Origin of the sequence: Pseudomonas sp. Irchel s3b6, assembly GCF_900187415.1 — a bacterium.
GTDB lineage: Bacteria > Pseudomonadota > Gammaproteobacteria > Pseudomonadales > Pseudomonadaceae > Aquipseudomonas.
Map to the genome: position 1 here is coordinate 54,092 of NZ_FYDM01000021.1, position 21,237 is coordinate 75,328.

A 21,237-nucleotide genomic window follows, 5' to 3' on the forward strand; every position below is an offset into this window, starting at 1 on the left:
GACCTTCAGTGGATAGGGTGTTATGTCCGGAAAAGCGCAACAGCAATCTCGTATCATCGAGTTGATCAAACTGGGTCGTGAGCAGAAGTATCTGACTTACGCAGAGGTCAACGACCACCTGCCGGAGGATATTTCAGATCCGGAACAGGTGGAAGACATCATCCGCATGATTAATGACATGGGGATTCCCGTACACGAGAGTGCTCCGGATGCGGACGCCCTTATGCTGGCCGACGCCGATACCGACGAGGCCGCTGCGGAAGAAGCAGCGGCTGCGTTGGCAGCGGTCGAGACCGACATCGGTCGCACCACCGACCCTGTGCGCATGTACATGCGTGAAATGGGTACGGTAGAGCTCCTCACACGTGAAGGCGAAATCGAAATCGCCAAACGTATTGAAGAGGGCATCCGTGAAGTGATGGGCGCAATTGCGCACTTCCCTGGCACGGTTGACCACATTCTCTCCGAATACACTCGCGTCACCACCGAAGGTGGTCGCCTGTCCGACGTCCTGAGCGGTTATATCGACCCGGACGACGGCATTGCGCCGCCTGCTGCAGAAGTGCCGCCGCCTGTCGACGCCAAGGCCGCGAAAGCGGACGACGACGCCGAAGACGACGATGCTGAAGCCAGTGACGACGAAGAAGAAGCCGAAAGCGGTCCAGATCCGGTCATCGCAGCCCAGCGTTTTGGCGCTGTGGCCGACCAGATGGAAATCACCCGCAAGGCGCTGAAAAAGCACGGTCGTGAAAACAAGCAAGCCATTGCCGAGATGTTGGCGCTGGCCGAGCTGTTCATGCCGATCAAACTGGTTCCGAAGCAATTCGAAGGCCTGGTTGAGCGTGTTCGCAGCGCCCTGGATCGCCTGCGTCAGCAAGAGCGCGCGATCATGCAGCTCTGCGTTCGTGATGCACGCATGCCGCGTGCCGACTTCCTGCGCCAGTTCCCGGGCAACGAAGTTGACGAAAGCTGGACCGAAGCCCTGGCCAAAGGCAAAAGCAAATACGCTGAAGCCATTGGCCGCCTGCAGGCCGACATAGTTCGTTGCCAGCAGAAGCTGACCGCACTTGAAGCCGAAACCGGCTTGAAGATTGCCGAGATCAAGGACATCAACCGTCGCATGTCGATCGGTGAGGCCAAGGCCCGCCGCGCGAAAAAAGAGATGGTCGAAGCGAACTTGCGTCTGGTGATCTCCATCGCCAAGAAGTACACCAACCGTGGCCTGCAATTCCTCGACCTGATCCAGGAAGGCAACATCGGCTTGATGAAAGCGGTAGACAAGTTCGAATACCGTCGCGGCTACAAATTCTCGACTTATGCCACCTGGTGGATCCGTCAGGCGATCACTCGCTCGATCGCCGACCAGGCCCGCACCATCCGTATTCCGGTGCACATGATCGAGACGATCAACAAGCTCAACCGTATTTCCCGGCAGATGCTGCAGGAAATGGGTCGCGAACCGACCCCGGAAGAGCTGGGCGAACGCATGGAAATGCCTGAGGACAAGATCCGCAAGGTATTGAAGATCGCTAAAGAGCCGATCTCCATGGAAACCCCGATCGGTGATGACGAAGACTCCCATCTGGGTGACTTCATCGAAGACTCGACCATGCAGTCGCCAATCGATGTTGCAACCGTTGAGAGCCTTAAAGAAGCGACTCGCGAAGTGCTGTCCGGCCTCACAGCCCGTGAAGCCAAGGTCCTGCGCATGCGCTTTGGTATCGACATGAATACCGACCACACCCTTGAGGAAGTCGGTAAGCAGTTCGACGTTACCCGTGAACGGATCCGCCAGATCGAAGCCAAGGCGCTGCGCAAGCTGCGCCACCCGACGAGAAGCGAGCATCTGCGCTCCTTCCTCGACGAGTAACCCCAAGACCCCCGGCCCTGCCGGGGGTTTTGCTTTCTACAGATTTATCCTCCCCGCACCCCACCTCCCCCCGCCAGCCCGTCTACACTCGAAACATCCCCCCCGAGCCATAACGAGACCGTTATGCCCAGAATCCCGGCCGTACTTTTACTGTCGCTGATGACCTGGACCGCAACGGCTGGCGCGCTGACTCTTACAGACGAAGAACGTCGCTGGCTGGCGGCTCACCCGGAATTACGCCTGGGAGTGGATGCCTCTTGGCCACCCTTTGAGTACCGCGATGAACAAGGCCATTACCAGGGGCTGGCGGCCGATTACATCAACGTCATACGCAATCGCCTGGCAATCAAGGTCACCCCCGTCGAACCCGTCAGCTGGACCGAAGTACTGGACCAGGTCAAACGTGGCAAGCTGGACCTCCTGCCCGGCATCATGTCGACCCCCGAGCGCCAGACCTACCTCTCGTTCACGCGGCCCTATCTGGACTTTCCCATCGTCATCCTGGCCCATGTGGGCAGTGCGCAACCGCGCAACCTTGATGACCTGTACGGACTGAAGGTCGCCGTGGTGGAGAACTACGCCCCCCATGAACTGCTGCGTACGCACCACCCCGACCTCAATCTGGTGCCCATGCCCAACGTCAGTTCAACCTTGCAGGCCCTGGCCACCGATAGGGTAGATGCCGTCGTGGGCGATCTGGCCTCAAGTGTCTGGAGCCTTCGCCAACTCAAGCTTGAAGGCCTCTACGTCAGCGGTGAAACGCCCTATCGCTACCAACTGGCGATGGCAGTACCTCGCAACAACACCGTATTGGTCGGCATACTGGATAAAGTGCTGGCCGACATGACCCCAGGCGAAATCAGCTCCATCCAGGAACACTGGGTAGGCAACGTCCTCGATCACCGGACCTTCTGGGTCGATCTATTGAAATACGGCCTGCCCGGCATACTGCTGCTGGTCATCGTCCTGGCCGCGGTGATTCGCATCAATCGGCGCTTGAGTTCGGAAATCGCACGCCGGGTCGATCTGGAGCAGGAACTGCGCTCCAGCGAATATCATTACCGCGGGCTGGTGGAGAGTCTTTCTGCCATTGCCTGGGAAGCACGTATCAGCGATTTCACTTACAGCTACGTCTCGCCACATGCCGAAGACCTGCTCGGCTACCCCCTCTCCCACTGGCTGATACCGGGCTTCTGGCGCAACATCATCCACCCTGCCGACCTCACCCGTGCCCAAAATTTTTGCGACCACGAACTCCTCGCCGGGCGCGATCACAGCCTGGACTACCGAGTGATCACCGCAGACGGCCGCTGCCTCTGGGTGCGAGACATCGTCAGCCTGATCGAGCACGGCCATGAGCCGGTGATGCGCGGGCTGATGATCGACATCAGCGAAGCCAAACGCACCGAGGAAGCCTTGCGCCTCTCCGAGCAGAAATTCGCCTCGGTATTCCAGCAATGCCCGGACATCCTGGTGATCGCGCGCCTGGTAGATGGTTGCCTGCTGGAGGTCAACGAAGCGTTCGAGGAGCAGATCGGTCTCAGCGCCGACGAAGTCATCGGCCGAACCGCCACCGAATTGAACATATGGGGCATCGCCGGCGTGGGACCCGGGCTGTTGAAACGCTTGCAGGCGGGCAGCATTCGCAACCTGGAAATGCCTTTTCGCCGCAGCAATGGCCAAGTGTTCACCGGCCTGATCTCCGCCGAGCCCTTTGAACTCGATACCACGCCGGCGCTGGTCGTGGTGGTACGCGACATCAGCCAGCTCAAGGAAACCCAACAGCAACTGCAGACCTCTGAAGAGAAGTTCGCCAAAGCCTTCCATGCCTCCCCTGACGGCCTGCTGCTGTCGCGGGTCAGCGACGGACTGCTGATTGAGGTCAACGAAGGATTCAGCCGCATTACCGGCTTCAACAGCGCAATGTCACTGGATCGCTCGACCCTCGATCTCGGGATCTGGGTCAACCTGAACGAACGCAGGAAAATGCTCGACCAGCTCAAGCGCGATGGTTTTGTCCGCGACTTCAGCTGCCATATCCGGCGCAACGATGGGCAGATCCGCCTCTGTGAGATGTCGAGCCGGCCGCTGCCGATCGGAAACGAGGAATGCATGCTGACCATCGCTCGCGACATCACCGAGCGACACCTGATGCAGGAAAAGCTGCAACAGGCCGCCACGGTATTCGAGAGCACGGCTGAAGGTGTTCTGATCACTGACACCCAACAGCACATCAGCGCCGTCAACCGTGCCTTTACCGAGATCACCGGCTACAGCGAGACCGAGGCCCTCGGCCATACGCCCCGACTACTCGCCTCTGGCCTGCACGACAGCGCCTTCTACGCGGCCATGTGGCACCAACTGACCGCCGAAGGGCATTGGCAAGGCGAGATTTCCAACCGGCGCAAGAATGGCGAGCTGTATCCCAGCTGGCTGACCATCAGCGCCGTGCGCAACAAGGACCGCTTCATCACCCACTTTGTGGCGGTATTTGCCGACATATCGAGCCTCAAGCACGCCCAGGCGAAACTCGACTACCAGGCCCACCACGACCCGCTCACCGGCCTGCCGAACCGTACGCTGTTCGAGAGCCGGCTGCTCACGGCCCTCAACGGCCAGCAAGAACGGGGCGGCCAGGGTGCCGTGCTATTCCTGGACCTGGACCGTTTCAAACACATCAACGACAGCCTTGGCCACCCCGTCGGCGACCTGCTGCTCAAAGGCATCGCCGTGCGCCTCAAGGAGCAACTGCGGGACATCGATACCGTGGCGCGCCTGGGCGGTGACGAATTCATCATCCTGCTGCCCGGACTGCAGCAAGCCAGTGACGCCGACCATATCGCCAACAAGCTGTTGAACTGCTTCGCCGCACCGTTCCAGGCGGGTGAGCACGAATTCTTCATCAGTGCCAGCATCGGCACCAGCCTCTACCCCAGGGACGGCAGCGACGTGGCCACCCTGGTCAAGAACGCCGATGCCGCGATGTACCGCTCCAAGGCCAAAGGCCGTAACCGGGTCGAAAGCTATACCCGCGATCTCACCGCGCAGGCCAGCGAGCGAGTCGCGCTGGAACATGAACTGCGTCGCGCCATCGAACGCAATGAACTGACCCTGTACTATCAACCCAAAATCAGCCTCAACCAAACACGCCTGGTGGGGGCCGAGGCACTGATTCGCTGGCATCACCCCAACTTCGGTGACGTGCCCCCCGAGCACTTCATCCCGCTGGCCGAAGAAAACGGCATGATCATGCAGATCGGTGACTGGGTACTCGAGCAGGCCTGCCGGCAACTGCAGGAATGGAACGCGTGCTATGAAAGCCTCGGCTCGCTGTCGGTCAATCTCGCCGGGGCACAATTGCGCCAGCCCAACCTGCTGGGCCGCATCGAACAACTGCTCAAGGACAACCACCTGAAACCCGGTTTGCTGCAGTTGGAAATTACTGAAAGCTTCATCATGAGCCAGGCCGAAGAGGCTCTGGAAGTCCTGCACCAGCTCAAGCACCTGGGTGTGCAACTGGCGATCGATGACTTCGGCACGGGCTATTCCTCTCTGAGCTACCTCAAACGCCTGCCTCTGGACTTCCTGAAAATCGACCAATCCTTTGTCCGAGGCCTGCCGGACGACCCCCATGACGTCGCCATTGTCCGGGCAATCATCGCCCTTGGCCGCAGCATGCAACTGACCATCATTGCCGAAGGCGTCGAAACCCAGGCACAGCAGCAATTCCTGACGGCCGAAGGTTGCGAGCAGATCCAGGGCTATATCGTCAGCCTGCCGCTGCCAGCCGACGAATTCGCCGCAACCTTTCTTCGTATCGCAGTTTCAGATTTTTCGGATAGCACAGCCGAGAAACCGTCGCTATAATCCGCGACCTACTGAGGGCCTATAGCTCAGTTGGTTAGAGCAGAGGACTCATAATCCTTTGGTCCACGGTTCAAGTCCGTGTGGGCCCACCAAATCCGAAAGCCGCGCATTGCGCGGCTTTCGTGTTTCCGGCTCAAATTTTCTGCGTTGAAATGCATGGCCCCTCCAGCCAGGGGCGCACTCGTTATGCGAAGCATCCTGTAGCAGCCAACCCATCCCGGACACGACGTTAAGTCTTTGCTCAGCATGAACTGGCGCCAGGCCGTAGCTGCATGGGTACGGCCGACGGTCGTCATGCAACCCGCTGCCCGTGCCCACTTCAGCTCCCGGCTTTCTGAACATCAGCGCGTTGACGTTCCCATGCCAATAAGATCGAGCCGCTGGCGAAACAGTCGGAGCGCACAAAAATCAAGGGCGACTGCTCGTGATTGCCATCATCCGCAGGCCAAAATACAGGTGATGCGCCCTGCACACTGATGGACGTTGCCATGCGACCAACCACACCATGGACATTCTCGATTTAGTTACCCGTGAGCCCCATCTCTGGCTTAACAATCACTCTTCCATGCCTTTGTTTTTCTCAAGATCACGTGACAACATATCGTTACTTCCTTTATCCGCTTTTCCGTAACGAAGCTCACGCAATTCCTCACGAGTTGGCTGATACTCATCCTCATCAACTAGAAATCGATACAACTTACTAGCCTTCAAACACGCCACAAGCTTTCTCATGCACCAAAAACCCTTCAAAAAGCGATGCCACATCCGGAAAAAGCAAAACAGTCATCACTTGAATGATCGGAGTTGCGCCTTCTTGCAGCCCCATTCAATGTGCCATGCTGAAAAATTCAAACCTGACAGTTCAACCTGACTAAAACATAACTTAAAACTCAACTCACCGACAACAGACAGACTCTCTAATCTTGCCGTTCCACCTGCAATCAACCCACCTCATTACTGGCGACTCCAACATCCCCTCATCAGCACCTACACACCACCACTAAAAACAGCCAGAAATTAATATAATCACAGCGAAACACTTAAAACCCAATTTTCACAATGAGCCTTTCATTCGGGCGACGCTATAGATACCACATTTCTAACCCGCCTCACAAAACCAACGAACAGGGTTTATATTCTTACTGGTTACAACATTTCATAACAGAAACACAGCAAGCTCCAGCACCACGTAAAACTGTAATAAATCCAAGTTTCATGGAGGCTAGCCGCTTGACTTCAACGAATTCCTCGCTGGCACCAGACCCGCCTCGCCCGCATTCGTCAGTCACCCTCGACGTGCCAACCACAGGTTAGACGGCAGGAAGATTTTCCCGGCGGCAGGGTGTGCTTGGCCGAACCACGGTAGCGCACGCCGCTTTCAAATGGAGTATGATAAAATGTTTCTGAAGCGTCATCACGAATGACAAGTGCCTGCGATTGAAAATCACACCTGAGTTGAGAGATGCAAAAATCTGCGGACAAGGTGAAAAAGCCAATGACGTTTGACCTAGCGAAGGGCTCAAGAAAAGGACCCGTTTTTATTGTAGCCTCCGGAAGTTCGGCACGTGACTTTCCGATTGAACGTTTTTCGGAATACCCCACCATCACAATGAATGGTGCAGTCTCACTGTTTGTAGAAAAAGGACTGCAGCCCTCTTTCTATATCTGTTCTGACGTCAGTTTTCCAGTAGAGCAACCTTTGCTATACGCGCAGGCATTGGAGCATAGCGAAAATATTGTATTGGCGGGCTCATTATCTCGCGCCAACATACTTCGAAAGAACGTATTCAGACTTTCAAAAGCACCGACCTCCTCGTTGCTTCGCTCTCTTTTAAACCCGGAACAATCTCACATTCGAAATAGTAGATTCCAATTCGGAAGCCAACGCTCAATTGGATTCAGCAAAGACTTGAACACGGGTTACTTTGACGCACGAACCGTTGCATACATTGCAATGCAACTTGCTTATCACTTAGGTTTTAGCAAAGTGTTTTTGGTCGGGATTGATTTAAACCCCAGCGCCGGCCGCTTCTATGAAAAAAATGAACAGGCTGTCTCGCCCTGCAACCTGGACGCTGCTTTACAGCGCCGAATACTGCCTTCACTGCGCCTGATGTCGGAACATGTCGTCAATGAAAGCTTCAAAGTCTACAACCTGTCTGCCTCTTCTAAAATCCCAGCCAGCGTATTCCCTAAAATCAGTTTGTCGGAGTTGAGCGACATATTAGCCACAGAGAGCATCTGAGGTTAGACCCGAGCAAGCCAGCCCCTTGGGCAAACCCCATCCAGAAGCCGCACATTGCGCGGCTTTATCGTTTCCGCACCCTGCCCGCGCCTCAATCTTTTCCCTCGATTTGCGACCGCATTACCGTTCGGTAACATTTAGGTTGGTTGCATTCATGGCGATTTGCTAGATTCGACCCCTTGCGCCTGAAGCGCTGTGCGCAAGATGCGACGCTTCGCTGGGCAGCCGTCGCGTCACGCTTCAGGGCCTATAAAAAATATAAGCACCGTCAATGGCATAACAATCGGACACCCGACATGGAAGCAACTCAGGAACGCCCATTGGTTGACGTCAGGTTGAGTCATACGAGTGATTTCGACGAGTGCCGCAACACCGAGACCGGTACCGTGTTCATTATCGCCTCGGGGAGTTCGACCAAAGATTTTCCGGTCGACGAGTTCGCCCACGTTCCGATGATCACCATGAATGGCGCCATTTCGCTGTTCAACGGGACAAACATCAAGCCGTACTTCTACATTTGTACGGACATGGGTTTCCCCAAGCAGCAACCCGAACTCTTTTCCCTGGCGATGAACATCAGCCAGCGTGTCGCCTTATGGACAGAACATGTACGGCGAACGGGGACTCGACCCGCAGGAAAGCTTTTCGCGTTAAAACGGGCCCCGAAAAAAACCTGGCTCGACTACTTCTTCAGAACCAACAAGAACCTGGTACACAAACATTCGTTTCTGGGCCATCGCTCCAGAAGCGTCGGCTTCAGCAAGAACCTGAGCGATGGCTTCTTCGACGCCCGCACAGTGGCTTACCTGGCCCTGCAACTTGCCCACCACCTGGGTTTCAGCAAGGTGATTCTTGTCGGGTTCGATCTGAACCCGTCCATGGGGCGTTTCTATGAGAACAACGGTTCCGTGTTGTCACCTTGCGGGCTGGATGAGCACTACCACACCCGAATTCTTCCGTCGTTGAAGCTGATGTCGAGAAAAGTCATGGGTGAAAGCTTCACCGTTTACAACCTGTCCAGTACCTCCAGGGTTCCTGAGAGCATCATTCCCAGGATCGATCTTCAGGCATTGAGGTCGCTTCTCGGGTGACGCGTGTGGCATGACGCACGTTGCGCTCCCTGCCTGCGGCCACTCGCATCCCCCCCATCAGCCTGTAACATGCGGCCCACTGAAGTGTGCCGCCGGAGACAACCTTGCCTGACACCCGCCCTCTCGCTCTCGATGAAATCGACCGCCAACTGATTGCAGCCCTGCAGATCAATGCCCGTGAAAGCGTGGCCATGCTCGCCCGGCAATTGGGTATCGCCCGCACCACCGTGACGTCAAGGCTGGCACGCCTGGAGAAGGCCAAGGTGATCACAGGTTATGGCGTACGCCTGGGCCAGCGTGTGGTCGACGGTGGCTTGCAGGCTTATGTCGGGATCACCGTGCAACCGCGCTCCGGCAAAGAAGTACTGCGCCGGCTCAGTAGCATGGCGCAGGTCCAGCAACTCTGTGCGGTGAGTGGCGAGTTCGATTACGTGGCCTGGCTGCGCACTGACTCACCGGAACAGCTCGACCAACTGCTTGACCAGATTGGCAGCGTCGATGGTGTGGAAAAGACCACCACGTCGATCATCCTCAGCAGCAAGATTGATCGTGGACAGCCAGTCTGACCACTAGCCTCGTCAAATTGACTCAAAGACATGCAAAACGACGACACTTTGCGTCTTATTAACGTGCGCTACGCTCCCTAGAATGGCGACAGTCTTTTCTATACTCAGCACCTGTGTGCACGTCGCCAGCAAGGTCCGCCATGAACAAGAACAATCGCCATCCTGCAGACGGTAAAAAACCAGTCACCATCTTCGGTCCCGACTTCCCTTTCGCCTTTGACGACTGGATCGAGCACCCGGCCGGCCTGGGTAGCATTCCAGCGCACAACCACGGCACGGAAGTGGCCATTGTCGGTGCCGGTATCGCAGGCCTGGTGGCCGCTTATGAATTGATGAAGCTGGGCTTGAAACCAGTCGTCTATGAAGCCTCGAAAATGGGCGGCCGCTTGCGCTCCCAGGCCTTCGAAGGTGCCGAAGGGATCATCGCCGAGCTGGGTGGCATGCGTTTCCCGGTGTCCTCCACTGCGTTCTATCACTACGTCGACAAACTCGGTCTTGAGACCAAACCCTTCCCCAACCCCCTGACCCCGGCCTCCGGCAGTACAGTCATCGACCTGGAAGGCCAGACCCACTACGCACAGAAGCTCGCCGATCTTCCTGCCCTGTTCCAGGAAGTCGCCGACGCCTGGGCCGATGCGCTGGAAGACGGTTCGCGCTTTGGCGAGATCCAGCAGGCGATCCGCGACCGCGACGTCCCGCGTCTCAAAGAACTGTGGAACACCCTCGTACCGTTGTGGGACGACCGCACGTTCTACGACTTCGTTGCCACCTCCAAAGCCTTCGCCAAGCTGTCGTTCCATCACCGCGAAGTCTTCGGTCAGGTCGGCTTCGGCACCGGCGGCTGGGATTCGGACTTCCCGAACTCGATGCTGGAAATCTTCCGCGTGGTGATGACCAACTGCGACGATCACCAGCACCTGGTGGTGGGCGGTGTGGAACAAGTGCCACTGGGCATCTGGCGCCATGTCCCTGAGCGTTGCGCTCACTGGCCGCAAGGCACAAGCCTGAGCTCCTTGCACAAGGGTGCGCCACGCACCGGAGTCAAACGGATCGCACGCGCTGCCGATGGCCGCTTCAGCGTCACCGACAACTGGGGCGACACGCGTGAATACGCGGCGGTGCTGACTACCTGCCAAAGCTGGCTGCTGACCACCCAGATCGAATGCGAAGAGTCGCTGTTCTCGCAAAAGATGTGGATGGCCCTGGACCGCACCCGCTACATGCAATCCTCGAAAACCTTCGTCATGGTCGACCGCCCGTTCTGGAAGGACAAAGACCCGGAAACCGGCCGCGACCTGATGAGCATGACCCTCACCGACCGTCTGACCCGTGGCACCTACCTCTTCGACAACGGCGACGACAAACCCGGGGTGATTTGCCTGTCGTACTCGTGGATGAGCGATGCACTGAAAATGCTCCCGCAACCGATCGATAAACGCGTGAAGCTGGCACTCGATGCCCTGAAGAAGATCTACCCGAAAGTCGACATCGCGGCCCGCATCATCGGCGACCCGATTACCGTGTCCTGGGAAGCCGACCCGCACTTCCTCGGGGCATTCAAAGGCGCCCTGCCTGGCCACTACCGTTACAACCAGCGCATGTATGCGCACTTCATGCAGCAGGACATGCCCGCGGAACAGCGCGGGATATTTATCGCTGGGGATGATGTGTCCTGGACGCCGGCCTGGGTCGAAGGCGCGGTACAAACCTCGCTCAACGCGGTTTGGGGCATCATGAATCACTTTGGCGGTACGACTCACGCCGAAAACCCGGGGCCGGGCGACGTGTTCCATGAGATCGGGCCGATTGCCCTGCCCGAGTAAGAGGAGTCCGAGATGCGCGTAGCCCTTTACCAATGCCCACCGCTGCCACTGGACGTTGCCGCCAATCTGAAACGTTTGCAGCGACTTGCAACAGAGGCTGGGGATTCCGATCTGTTGGTGTTCCCGGAGATGTTCCTGACCGGCTACAACATCGGCGCGGAAGCGGTCGGCGCATTGGCCGAGGCGCAAGACGGTGCATCGGCGCAACACATCGCCAACGTTGCCAGGGCCAATGGCATTGCCATTGCCTATGGCTACCCGGAGCGCGCCGAGGACGGGCAGATCTACAACGCGGTGCAGTTGATCGACAGCCAGGGCCGGCGACTGGCCAACTACCGCAAGACCCACCTGTTCGGCGAACTCGACCACTCGATGTTCAGCATCGGACCGAATGAGTTTCCGTTGGTCGAGCTCAATGGCTGGAGGCTGGGCTTCTTGATCTGTTACGACCTGGAGTTCCCGGAAAACGCCCGACGCCTGGCACTGGCCGGTGCCGAGTTGATACTGGTGCCGACGGCGAACATGATTCCCTACGACTTCATCGCCGACGTCACCGTACGTTCACGGGCCTTCGAGAACCAGTGTTACGTGGCCTACGCCAACTACTGCGGCAACGAAGACCAGATCCACTACTGCGGCCAGAGCAGCATTGCCGCGCCGGATGGCAGCCGTATCGCTCAGGCCGGGCTGGATGAAGCGCTGATCGTTGGCACCCTGGACCGGCAGTTGATGGTCGATTCACGCGCCGCCAATCGCTACTTTCTCGACCGCCGGCCAGAGCTCTACGGCGAGCTGAACAAGCGCTGACCCAAGGTTTTCGCTAGCATGAGCGCTTCTTTGTAGCGGAAGTGCTCATGCCTGCGCCGACCCCTCTTCACCCTCACACCGAAACCCTGGCCAACGGCCTGCGGGTTTCACTTCGTCATGCGCCCGGCTTGAAACGCTGCGCGGCTGTCTTGCGGGTCGCCGCCGGTAGCCACGATGCCCCACGGGCCTGGTCTGGCTTGGCGCACTTTCTTGAGCATTTGCTGTTTTTGGGCACTGAACGCTTCCCCGCGGACGAAGGGCTGATGGCCTACGTACAACGGCATGGCGGCCAACTGAATGCACAAACCCGTGAGCGCACCACCGACTTCTTCTTCGAACTGCCTGTGCATGCCTGCGCCGCAGGGCTGGAGCGCTTGTGCGACATGCTCGCCCATCCACGCCTGAGTCCCGACGATCAATTGCGGGAACGGGAAGTGCTGGAAGCCGAGTTCATCGCCTGGTCCCAGGACGCAGCGGCGCAGCAACAACAGGCGCTGCTCAACGAGCTTTCGGCAGCTCATCCCTTGCGCGACTTCCATGCTGGCAACCGCAACAGCCTGGCGGTGGAGCAACCGGCGTTCCAACAGGCACTGCGTGCCTTCTATCAGCGCTTCTACCAGACCGGTCAAATGACCTTGAGCCTTGTCGGCCCACAGCCTGTGGATGAATTGCGCAGCATGGCCCAGCGCTTGAGCGTCGACCTCAACGTCGGCGAGGCACAACCGCAAAGCCTGCCGACCGCCTTGATGACCAGCCCAACGGGCCGCTATCAACAGATCGACGAACGTCGACTCAACCTGGTATTTGCGTTCGAAGCCTTGCCCACCGCATCCCGTGAGGCACTGGATTTCCTCTGCACCTGGCTCAATGCTGCCAAGCCCGGCGGCTTGCTTGCCGAGTTACGCCATCGCCAATTGATCGACCACCTGAAGGCCGTGCCGGTGTACCACTTTGCCGGGCAAGCACTGCTGCACATCGAGTTCAAACTGAGCAGCCCCGACACGCAACCTGCAGCAGTAAGCGAGTTGTTCAATGACTGGCTGCATGACTTCAGCCAACAGGCCGACTGGCCTGGACTGCGCGAAGAATATGCCCTTGTGCAACGGCGAAAAACTGAATCCAGCCAGGCCCTGGCGCTGGCCCGACGGGACAGTGAGCAACTGGAGCCACAGTTGTCGGACCCAGGCGTTGCGGCCTTGAAGGCGATCTTGCGTCAGATGAATCCAACGCCTGCGCCACACCCGACGATCGCCTGGCAATTGCCACCCGCCAATCCATGGCTGCGCAGCGTCGACGAGCCGGCGCCCGCCGGATTGATCCGGGGGCAGACCAGCGCTCACCGGGGCTTGCGCACGTTCGCCCAGGACCGCACACGCGGCCGCCGTGACCGTTCGTCCATGCAGTTCAGCCCTGCGCCGACGGATACCGGCGGCGAAGCGGCGATATGCCTGCGCTGGCGCCTCGACTCAACGCCACCAGCCAACTTCCAGCCCGTACTCGACTTCAGCCTGCAAAGCCTGCGCGACGACGCGCTGCAAGCCGGTGTCGAACTGTCCTTCAGTGAAATGGGCAATCAATGGCGGCTGAAGTTGAACGGCTGGCACGAGCCGATGCCCGCAATTCTCGAACAGGCGCTGCAATGCCTGGCCAACCCCACTGCCCACGCCTGGCACAGCGTTGATGACGCTGCCCCCATGATCGCGATTCGGCAAATGCTCAAGGCACTGCCCGCCCACTGCCTGGGCCAAGGCTCACAACCGGCATCGCCGCCCGGCACGGTGGACGACCTGCACCGAACCTGGGCCAGCGCGCGCTGGGACGGACTGGCGACTGGCTTTTCGCCAACGGCTCAAACCGCAATCACCCGCGCATTGAGCCGAGCCCCGGGGATTCCCGACAGCGAGCCGACAGCGCCGCAGTCGATTGCCGGGCAACGGCTTTGGAGCGAGCTACCGGGCACCGCCAACGAACACGCGCTGCTGCTGTTTTGCCCTGCTCCCACCCAGGCACAGGCCGACGAAGCCGCATGGCGCATGCTGGCTCACCTGTGCCAAACACCCTTCTATCAACGCCTGAGGGTCGAGTTGCAATTGGGCTACGCGGTATTCAGCGGTATCCGACAGATCAACGGGCAAACCGGGTTGCAGTTCGGGATACAGTCGCCGCAAGCGTCGGTGACAGTGTTGGCTGAACAGGTGGAGTTGTTCCTCAAGCAATTGCCCGATCTCATAGAGGCGATCGATGATCAAGCTTTGGCCCATCAGCAACAGGCCCTGGCTGAGCAACTCGACGACCGTACGCTGCCACTGGCCCAGGCCTTTGAGCTGCAGTGGCAAGGCAAACTGGGCGGCCATTCGTCGGATTATCTTCAGCGGTTGCAACAGGCCATATTGCGACTGGACCGCACAACGCTGCTCGACGCGGCAGGCCGGTTGATGCGCGCAGAAGGTGGCCGTAGGTATCTGGCAACGGGATCATTACCGCAGCTGTAACGGGCTTTCTTCGACAGATATCTCCAATTTGCAGAAACGTTTCAGTAACATAGGCCCGACAAGCATCCAAACACCTCCTGCCGGAGGTGGACTATATGTATAGAGCCCAATTTGAAGGAGCGTTTTTATGACCTGGTCCAAACCTGCCTACATCGATCTGCGGATCGGCTTTGAAGTCACCATGTACTTCGCCAGCCGTTGATTCTGCCTTTAGGGAGAAGATGCGGTTCAACGCCTCGGCCCGTCCGGGGCGTTTTTATTTTCAGCGTTGATGGGGTGGAGCGGTCATGTTTGTCCAGATTCTAGGGTCCGCCGCTGGCGGTGGTTTTCCGCAGTGGAACTGCAACTGCGTGAACTGCGCGGGTTTTCGCGACGGTAGCTTGCGGGCCACGGCGCGGACCCAGTCATCCATCGCCATTTCCGATGACGGTGTGAACTGGGTGCTGTGCAATGCCTCTCCCGACATCCGCGCACAGCTCCAGGGTTTTGCCCCCATGCAGCCCGGCCGGGCACTGCGCGACAGCGGGATCAGTGCAATCATCCTGATGGACAGCCAGATCGACCACACCACCGGTTTGCTCAGCCTGCGCGAAGGTTGCCCGCACTCCGTGTGGTGCACCGACATGGTCCACGAAGACCTGAGTACCGGCTTTCCGCTGTTCACCATGCTCAGCCACTGGAACGGGGGGCTGAACTGGAACCGCATCGAACTCGACCAGAGCTTCACCATCCCGGCCTGCCCGAACCTGCGGTTCAACCCGCTGCCATTGCGCAGCGCGGCACCGCCCTACTCGCCGCACCGCTTCGACCCACACCCAGGCGACAACATCGGCTTGGTCGTCGAAGACCTGCGTACAGGCGGCAAGCTGTTCTATGCGCCGGGGCTGGGCAAGGTCGATGGGCCGCTGCTGGAGATCATGGCTGGCAGCGACTGCCTGCTGGTGGACGGCACCCTGTGGGACGACGACGAAATGCAGCGCCGTGGCGTTGGCACCCGCACCGGCCGGGAAATGGGCCATCTGGCGCAAAACGGCCCGGCGGGCATGCTCGAGGTGCTCGAGCAGTTGCCCAGCCAGCGCAAGGTACTTATCCACATCAACAACACCAACCCGATCCTCGATGAGGACTCGGCCCAGCGCGCCGAACTGGCTCGGCGCAATGTTGAAGTGGCGTATGACGGGATGAGCATCGAGCTCTGACAGCACAGCGCCAGACCGCTGCGTGGTCTGGCGCGGCCAAGCCCGGCAAAAACACCACACCTCTACGGTTGATCCCCGGAGAACCGCAATGACCCATACACCGCTGTCCCCCGCCGAATTCGAAGCCGCCCTGCGGGCCAAGGGCGCCTACTACCACATCCACCACCCCTATCACGTGGCGATGTACGAAGGCCGGGCGAGCCGCGAGCAGATTCAGGGCTGGGTCGCCAACCGGTTTTACTACCAGGTGAACATCCCCCTGAAAGACGCCGCGATTCTGGCCAACTGCCCGGACCGCGAGAACCGTCGCGAGTGGATTCAGCGCCTGCTTGACCATGACGGCGCTCCCGGTGAAGACGGCGGCATCGAAGCCTGGCTGCGCCTTGGCCAGGCCGTCGGCCTTGACCCCGATCAACTGCGCTCCCAGGAACTGGTGTTGCCTGGGGTGCGTTTTGCCGTGGATGCCTACGTCAACTTCGCGCGCCGCGCCTGTTGGCAGGAAGCCGCGGGCAGCTCCTTGACCGAACTGTTCGCCCCTCAGATCCATCAATCACGCCTGGACAGCTGGCCGCAGCACTACCCCTGGATCGATCCGGCCGGCTACGCGTATTTCCGTACACGCCTGGGCCAGGCGCGGCGCGATGTCGAACACGGCCTTGCGATCACCCTGCAGCACTACACCACCTATGACAGCCAGCAGCGCATGCTGGAAATTCTCCAGTTCAAACTGGACATACTTTGGAGCATGCTCGATGCCATGAGCATGGCCTATGAACTGAACCGCCCGCCTTATCACAGCGTGACCGGGCAGCGGGTCTGGCACAAAGGGATCGCCTTATGAGTTTCGACCGCAGCAAGACCCCACGCTGGCGTCCCGGCTATCGTTTCCAGTACGAGCCGGCCCAGAAAGGCCACGTACTGCTGTACCCCGAAGGCATGATCAAACTCAATGAAAGCGCCGCGCTGATTGGTGGCCTGATCGATGGGCAGCGGGATGTCGCGGCGATCATTGCCGAACTGGACACCCGGTTCCCCGGCGTGCCCGAGCTCGGTGACGACATCGAGCAATTCATGGAGGTCGCCCGTGCACAGCACTGGATCGAACTCGGCTGATCACTTGGCCATGCCGGCGAAGCCTGAGACTGGCCTGCCGCTGTGGCTGCTGGCCGAACTGACCTACCGCTGCCCGCTGCAATGCCCGTACTGCTCCAATCCGCTGGATTTCGCCGAACAAGGCAAGGAGCTCAGCACCGAGCAGTGGCTCAAGGTGTTTCGCGAAGCCCGGGAAATGGGCGCGGCGCAGCTGGGGTTTTCCGGTGGCGAGCCACTGGTGCGCCAGGACCTCGCCGAACTGATCGGTGAAGCCCGAAAACTGGGGTTCTACACCAACCTGATCACCTCGGGGATCGGCCTCACCGAGCAGAAGATCAGCGATTTCAAGAAGGCTGGGCTCGATCACATCCAGATCAGCTTCCAGGCCAGCGACGAGCAGGTGAACAACCTGCTGGCTGGCTCAAAAAAAGCCTTCGCGCAGAAACTCGAAATGGCCCGCGCCGTGAAAGCCCACGGCTATCCGATGGTGCTGAACTTCGTCACCCATCGGCACAACATCGACAGGATCGACCGCATCATCGAGCTGTGCATTGCCCTGGAGGCCGACTTCGTCGAACTCGCCACCTGCCAGTTCTATGGCTGGGCCCAGCTCAACCGCGTCGGTCTGCTGCCGACCCAGGAACAGTTGGTACGCGCCGAACGCATTACCAACGAGTATCGTGCCAGGCTCCAAGCCCAAGGGCACCCGTGCAAACTGATCTTCGTCACGCCCGACTATTACGAAGAGCGCCCCAAAGCCTGCATGAACGGCTGGGGCAGCGTCTTCCTGACCGTCACCCCAGATGGCACCGCATTGCCGTGTCACGGTGCCCGACAACTGCCGGTGCAGTTCCCCAACGTGCGCGACCACAGCATGCAGCACATCTGGTACGACTCGTTCGGCTTCAACCGCTTTCGCGGTTACGACTGGATGCCCGAGCCGTGCCGTTCCTGCGACGAGAAAGAAAAGGACTTCGGCGGCTGTCGCTGCCAGGCCTTCATGCTGACCGGTGACGCCAGCAACGCGGATCCGGTGTGCAGCAAGTCAGCCCATCACGGCGTGATCCTCAAGGCCCGCGAAGAAGCCGAACACGCCACCCAGACCATCGAACAGCTGGCCTTTCGCAATGAACGAAACTCACGCCTCATCGTCAAGGGCTGACGCTTTGAGCGCCCTCAAAGCCGTGGCCGCCGGCATCGACTTCGCAGATTTGCGCATCGGTGCCCATGGTTTGTTCTGGAATGAGTACCGCCCCGACGACGCCGCCTGCCGGATCTGGCATTGGCATGACAACGCGGCGCACTGCCTGACCCCGGCCGGGTTCAGTGTACGCAGCCGGGTCTACGAGTACGGCGGTGGTTCGTTCTGCCTGAGCGATGAGGGTGTGGTCTTCGTCAACGAAGCGGACCAACAGCTTTATCGGCAAGCGCTGACCGGTGAAACGCCGCAAGCCCTGACATCGGGTCAGTGCCGATATGGCGACCTGCAATTCGCCAACGGGCAAGTACTGGCCGTCGAAGAGCAGGCCAACCAGCATCGCCTGGTCGCCATCCAGCTGGCGGACGGTCGACGCCAAGTGCTGGCCGAAGGCGCCGACTTCTACAGCGCACCGACCCTGAGCCCCGATGCCCGGCGCCTGGCGTGGGTCGAATGGAGCCGCCCCCATCAACCCTGGACCGCCACACGCCTGATGGTTGCCGAGTGCGACAACAGTGGCGGTTTTGCCAAGCCTCGTTGTGTCGGTGGCGACAGGGATGAGGAGTCCCTGCAACAGCCGCGCTTCGATCAGGCCGGTCGCTTGTACTGCCTGACCGATCGCGGCGGCTTCTGGCAACCGTGGGTCGAAAGCCAATTAGGCTTGCAACCTCTGCCCAGTGCCGCCGCCGATCACGGCCCCGCGCCTTGGCAGCTAGGGGGCTGTACCTGGTTGCCACTGGATCGGGAGCATTACCTGGCGAGCTGGACCGTGGACGGCTTTGGACGTCTGGGTATGCGCACCGGAGAGTGCGTTCAAGACCTCACCGGCGACTACAGCCGCTTTCGCAACCTGGCGCTGGATGACCGGTTTGTCTACTGCATTGCGGCCTCCACCACCGCCCCTTCAGCGGTGCTTGCCATCGACCGCGACAGTCATCAGCTCAAGGTGCTGGCCGGTGGCGTTGCGTTACTGCCCGCTGCACACATCAGCCAGCCACAGACTCTGCGCTACCCCAGCGGCACAGGCGAGGCCCACGGGTTCTTTTATCCAGCCTTGAGCGATGTCGCCAAACCGCCGCTGGTGGTGTTCATCCATGGCGGACCTACCTCGGCCTGCTATCCGATGCTCGACCCGCGCATTCAGTACTGGACACAGCGGGGTTTCGCCGTCGCCGATCTCAACTATCGAGGCAGCAGTGGCTACGGCCGGGCCTATCGACAGGCCTTGCACTTGCGCTGGGGTGACGTGGACGTGGAGGACGCCTGTGCCGTGGTCGACTACCTTGCGGAACAAGGCTTGATCGATCGCAATCATGCGTTCATCCGGGGTGGCAGCGCAGGCGGGTATACCACCCTCTGCGCCTTGGCGTTCCATGACGTATTCAGTGCGGGGGCCAGCCTATACGGGGTCAGCGACCCGGTGGCCCTGGGCCGTGCGACCCACAAGTTCGAAGGCGATTATCTGGATTGGTTGATCGGCGACCCGCTCAAGGACGCCGAACGCTACGCGGCCCGTACACCGCTGCTGCACGCCGGTAACATCCGCGTGCCCGTCATCTTCTTCCAGGGTGAACTCGATGCAGTTGTGGTACCGCAACAGACCCGCGACATGATCAAGGCGCTACACGACAACGGCATCGCTGCCCAGGCCCACTATTACCCCGACGAACGACACGGCTTTCGCAAGGCCACCAATCAGGCCCATGCATTGGAGCAAGAGTGGCAGTTTTATCAAGCAGTGATGAACCAACAACCGGACTGATCGCAGACACTGGCAATCGCTGCCGAATCTGCGGGCCAACGGCTCAACGCTTGGCGATGATATACACCGCATGCACGATACCCGGTATGTAGCCGCACAAGGTCAACAGGATGTTCAGCCAGAAAGCGCCGCCGAAACCCACCTGCAGGAACACACCCAGTGGTGGCAACAGAATGGCGATGATGATGCGGATAAAATCCATGGGGCAGCTCCTGAGAAAAGTTGGCTTCAATGAGCCATACACCTGATTGACCCGTAGCGCGTGACAGGGTTCCACGCAGCCCCGGCAAGATGCCACCATTGAAGCGCAGCGGGATGTCTCAGGCCAGTATTTCCAACCCGTACTTTTGCACGATGCTCAACAGTTTGAGGGCCATGCCGCTGGGGTGCTTGTCGCCCGCCTCCCACTGTTTGACCGTGGAGGCGCTGGTGTTCAGATAGCGGGCGAACACCGGTTGACTGACATTGCTGCGCTCACGCAGTTGCTTGATGTCTTGGGCTGGAATAGCCGCGGGTACCTGCGCCAGGCACGACTGATCAAACTGGCGCATGGTGGTCTTGCTGATGGCACCGATCGACAACAGCGCGGCCGCCGACTCGTGAACCGACTCAAGGGCTTCACTCTTGAATTTCTTGCTCATGATGTATCTCCACAAACGCCTTCATCTCCAGCAATTGCCGGACCTGTGTGTCATTGAGCTTTTCGTAGGCCTTGGCCAGTTCTCGAAAAGCAGCCAGTTCCGTCTGGCTAATATTGCTCTGGTCCTTCTTGGCAAACAGGAACTGGTAAATCCAGTAACGGCCACCCTTGGCCAGGACGATCGAACGGTGGCGGTTTTCGCTCAAGCGCTTTTTCCATACGCCACCTCCCAGACTGTCAGTCTTGACCTTTTAACACCTCGTCGAATGCCGACCTCAACTCGTCATCACCAATCCAGGCCTTTGCGGCCTGGGCTGCAAAACGCTTGGTCTTGAACAATCTGATTGTCATGGACATCCCTTCCCATAAACATACCACCCAGTGGTATGAAACTCCATTCCGATCGCGCAAAATTGTCGCTCTACGGAACCGGCAGTCCCTGCCGCACCCATTTAAAAGGTTCTTCACGGATTACCGGGAAAGACGCTCTTGATCTTCATGAAAAAGAATTCGCTATCCCGGTAACCGTACGCCACCCGCTTGATGACCTTTATTCGATTGTTGATACCTTCCAACTGACCCGTA

The 21,237-nt window shown here is 59.1% G+C and carries 18 protein-coding genes, 1 tRNA gene and 1 pseudogene; 15 read left to right on the forward strand and 5 right to left on the reverse strand.

The window, feature by feature from the left end; all coding sequences use genetic code 11:
- The first annotated feature begins 22 nt into the window (after positions 1-22).
- The 3 genes from rpoD to CKW07_RS23430 all read left to right on the forward strand — a co-directional run bounded on the left by rpoD (position 23) and on the right by CKW07_RS23430 (position 5,829).
- Entirely contained in the window at positions 23-1,870 is a 1,848-nt protein-coding gene (rpoD, locus tag CKW07_RS23420) for an RNA polymerase sigma factor RpoD (protein WP_095147260.1), read from the forward strand.
- A 123-nt stretch (positions 1,871-1,993) separates the two neighbouring features.
- Positions 1,994-5,737 carry a bifunctional diguanylate cyclase/phosphodiesterase gene (locus CKW07_RS23425; RefSeq protein WP_095147261.1) on the forward strand — a complete coding sequence of 1,248 codons (3,744 nt, stop codon included), beginning with the start codon at positions 1,994-1,996 and terminating at the stop codon, positions 5,735-5,737.
- A gap of 15 nt (positions 5,738-5,752) precedes the next feature.
- Positions 5,753-5,829 (forward strand) — tRNA-Ile (locus CKW07_RS23430).
- A 608-nt stretch (positions 5,830-6,437) separates the two neighbouring features.
- Here the strand turns inward: CKW07_RS23430 and CKW07_RS25820 are convergent.
- Entirely contained in the window at positions 6,438-6,563 is a 126-nt protein-coding gene (locus CKW07_RS25820; protein WP_141234475.1) for a glycosyltransferase family 1 protein, read from the reverse strand.
- 636 nt (positions 6,564-7,199) lie between these two features.
- Between CKW07_RS25820 and CKW07_RS23435 the strand changes: the two genes are divergently transcribed.
- The 12 genes from CKW07_RS23435 to CKW07_RS23490 all read left to right on the forward strand — a co-directional run bounded on the left by CKW07_RS23435 (position 7,200) and on the right by CKW07_RS23490 (position 20,012).
- Positions 7,200-7,982, forward strand: coding sequence for a lipopolysaccharide biosynthesis protein (locus CKW07_RS23435; protein ID WP_256577104.1), 783 nt, complete (start codon positions 7,200-7,202; stop codon positions 7,980-7,982).
- A gap of 179 nt (positions 7,983-8,161) precedes the next feature.
- Positions 8,162-9,073 (forward strand): lipopolysaccharide biosynthesis protein, encoded by a 912-nt coding sequence (locus CKW07_RS23440; protein WP_371850673.1) that lies wholly within the window; start codon positions 8,162-8,164, stop codon positions 9,071-9,073.
- 104 nt (positions 9,074-9,177) lie between these two features.
- The gene (locus tag CKW07_RS23445; protein WP_095147263.1) at positions 9,178-9,639 is read left to right on the forward strand and encodes an Lrp/AsnC family transcriptional regulator; all 462 of its coding nucleotides are present in this window, start codon (positions 9,178-9,180) and stop codon (positions 9,637-9,639) included.
- Between the two features lie 140 nt (positions 9,640-9,779).
- On the forward strand, positions 9,780-11,462 hold the full coding sequence (locus tag CKW07_RS23450) for an NAD(P)/FAD-dependent oxidoreductase (RefSeq protein WP_095147264.1): 1,683 nt from the start codon (positions 9,780-9,782) through the stop codon (positions 11,460-11,462).
- Positions 11,463-11,474: 12 nt separating this feature from the next.
- The gene (locus tag CKW07_RS23455; RefSeq protein WP_095147265.1) at positions 11,475-12,269 is read left to right on the forward strand and encodes a carbon-nitrogen hydrolase family protein; all 795 of its coding nucleotides are present in this window, start codon (positions 11,475-11,477) and stop codon (positions 12,267-12,269) included.
- Between the two features lie 47 nt (positions 12,270-12,316).
- Entirely contained in the window at positions 12,317-14,761 is a 2,445-nt protein-coding gene (gene pqqF / locus CKW07_RS23460; RefSeq protein WP_095147266.1) for a pyrroloquinoline quinone biosynthesis protein PqqF, read from the forward strand.
- Between the two features lie 127 nt (positions 14,762-14,888).
- Positions 14,889-14,963 carry a pyrroloquinoline quinone precursor peptide PqqA gene (pqqA, locus tag CKW07_RS23465; RefSeq protein ID WP_095147273.1) on the forward strand — a complete coding sequence of 25 codons (75 nt, stop codon included), beginning with the start codon at positions 14,889-14,891 and terminating at the stop codon, positions 14,961-14,963.
- Positions 14,964-15,048: 85 nt separating this feature from the next.
- Positions 15,049-15,960, forward strand: coding sequence for a pyrroloquinoline quinone biosynthesis protein PqqB (gene pqqB, locus CKW07_RS23470; RefSeq protein ID WP_095147267.1), 912 nt, complete (start codon positions 15,049-15,051; stop codon positions 15,958-15,960).
- An 88-nt stretch (positions 15,961-16,048) separates the two neighbouring features.
- The gene (gene pqqC / locus CKW07_RS23475) at positions 16,049-16,801 is read left to right on the forward strand and encodes a pyrroloquinoline-quinone synthase PqqC (RefSeq protein ID WP_095147268.1); all 753 of its coding nucleotides are present in this window, start codon (positions 16,049-16,051) and stop codon (positions 16,799-16,801) included.
- Positions 16,798-17,073 (forward strand): pyrroloquinoline quinone biosynthesis peptide chaperone PqqD, encoded by a 276-nt coding sequence (pqqD, locus tag CKW07_RS23480; protein ID WP_095082877.1) that lies wholly within the window; start codon positions 16,798-16,800, stop codon positions 17,071-17,073. Before pqqC ends, pqqD begins: the two co-directional genes overlap by 4 nt.
- 10 nt (positions 17,074-17,083) lie before the next feature.
- Positions 17,084-18,214 (forward strand): pyrroloquinoline quinone biosynthesis protein PqqE, encoded by a 1,131-nt coding sequence (gene pqqE / locus CKW07_RS23485; RefSeq protein WP_176465368.1) that lies wholly within the window; start codon positions 17,084-17,086, stop codon positions 18,212-18,214.
- Complete coding sequence (locus CKW07_RS23490; RefSeq protein WP_095147270.1) at positions 18,180-20,012, forward strand: S9 family peptidase; 1,833 nt, start codon at positions 18,180-18,182, stop codon at positions 20,010-20,012. Before pqqE ends, CKW07_RS23490 begins: the two co-directional genes overlap by 35 nt.
- 43 nt (positions 20,013-20,055) lie before the next feature.
- Here the strand turns inward: CKW07_RS23490 and CKW07_RS23495 are convergent, their stop codons facing one another.
- The 4 genes and pseudogenes from CKW07_RS23495 to CKW07_RS23510 all read right to left on the reverse strand — a co-directional run.
- Complete coding sequence (locus CKW07_RS23495; protein ID WP_003228885.1) at positions 20,056-20,214, reverse strand: YqaE/Pmp3 family membrane protein; 159 nt, start codon at positions 20,212-20,214, stop codon at positions 20,056-20,058.
- A gap of 118 nt (positions 20,215-20,332) precedes the next feature.
- On the reverse strand, positions 20,333-20,653 hold the full coding sequence (locus CKW07_RS23500; RefSeq protein ID WP_095147271.1) for a DNA-binding transcriptional regulator: 321 nt from the start codon (positions 20,651-20,653) through the stop codon (positions 20,333-20,335).
- Positions 20,631-21,003: pseudogene (locus CKW07_RS23505) on the reverse strand (type II toxin-antitoxin system RelE/ParE family toxin). Before CKW07_RS23505 ends, CKW07_RS23500 begins: the two are co-directional and overlap by 23 nt.
- A gap of 113 nt (positions 21,004-21,116) precedes the next feature.
- A partial coding sequence (locus CKW07_RS23510) for a transposase (RefSeq protein WP_141234428.1) occupies positions 21,117-21,237 on the reverse strand: 121 nt, incomplete at its 5' end.

What these genes read in the sequence shown, in the direction of transcription:
- rpoD (WP_095147260.1), top strand. Translation starts at nt 23, where the DNA reads ATGTCCGGAAAAGCGCAACAGCAATCTCGTATCATCGAGTTGATCAAA.
- CKW07_RS23425 (WP_095147261.1), top strand. Translation starts at nt 1,994, where the DNA reads ATGCCCAGAATCCCGGCCGTACTTTTACTGTCGCTGATGACCTGGACC.
- CKW07_RS25820 (WP_141234475.1), bottom strand. Translation starts at nt 6,563, where the DNA reads ATGGGGCTGCAAGAAGGCGCAACTCCGATCATTCAAGTGATGACTGTT.
- CKW07_RS23435 (WP_256577104.1), top strand. Translation starts at nt 7,200, where the DNA reads ATGCAAAAATCTGCGGACAAGGTGAAAAAGCCAATGACGTTTGACCTA.
- CKW07_RS23450 (WP_095147264.1), top strand. Translation starts at nt 9,780, where the DNA reads ATGAACAAGAACAATCGCCATCCTGCAGACGGTAAAAAACCAGTCACC.
- CKW07_RS23455 (WP_095147265.1), top strand. Translation starts at nt 11,475, where the DNA reads ATGCGCGTAGCCCTTTACCAATGCCCACCGCTGCCACTGGACGTTGCC.
- pqqF (WP_095147266.1), top strand. Translation starts at nt 12,317, where the DNA reads ATGCCTGCGCCGACCCCTCTTCACCCTCACACCGAAACCCTGGCCAAC.
- pqqB (WP_095147267.1), top strand. Translation starts at nt 15,049, where the DNA reads ATGTTTGTCCAGATTCTAGGGTCCGCCGCTGGCGGTGGTTTTCCGCAG.
- pqqC (WP_095147268.1), top strand. Translation starts at nt 16,049, where the DNA reads ATGACCCATACACCGCTGTCCCCCGCCGAATTCGAAGCCGCCCTGCGG.
- pqqD (WP_095082877.1), top strand. Translation starts at nt 16,798, where the DNA reads ATGAGTTTCGACCGCAGCAAGACCCCACGCTGGCGTCCCGGCTATCGT.
- pqqE (WP_176465368.1), top strand. Translation starts at nt 17,084, where the DNA reads ATGCCGGCGAAGCCTGAGACTGGCCTGCCGCTGTGGCTGCTGGCCGAA.
- CKW07_RS23490 (WP_095147270.1), top strand. Translation starts at nt 18,180, where the DNA reads ATGAACGAAACTCACGCCTCATCGTCAAGGGCTGACGCTTTGAGCGCC.
- CKW07_RS23495 (WP_003228885.1), bottom strand. Translation starts at nt 20,214, where the DNA reads ATGGATTTTATCCGCATCATCATCGCCATTCTGTTGCCACCACTGGGT.
- CKW07_RS23500 (WP_095147271.1), bottom strand. Translation starts at nt 20,653, where the DNA reads ATGAGCAAGAAATTCAAGAGTGAAGCCCTTGAGTCGGTTCACGAGTCG.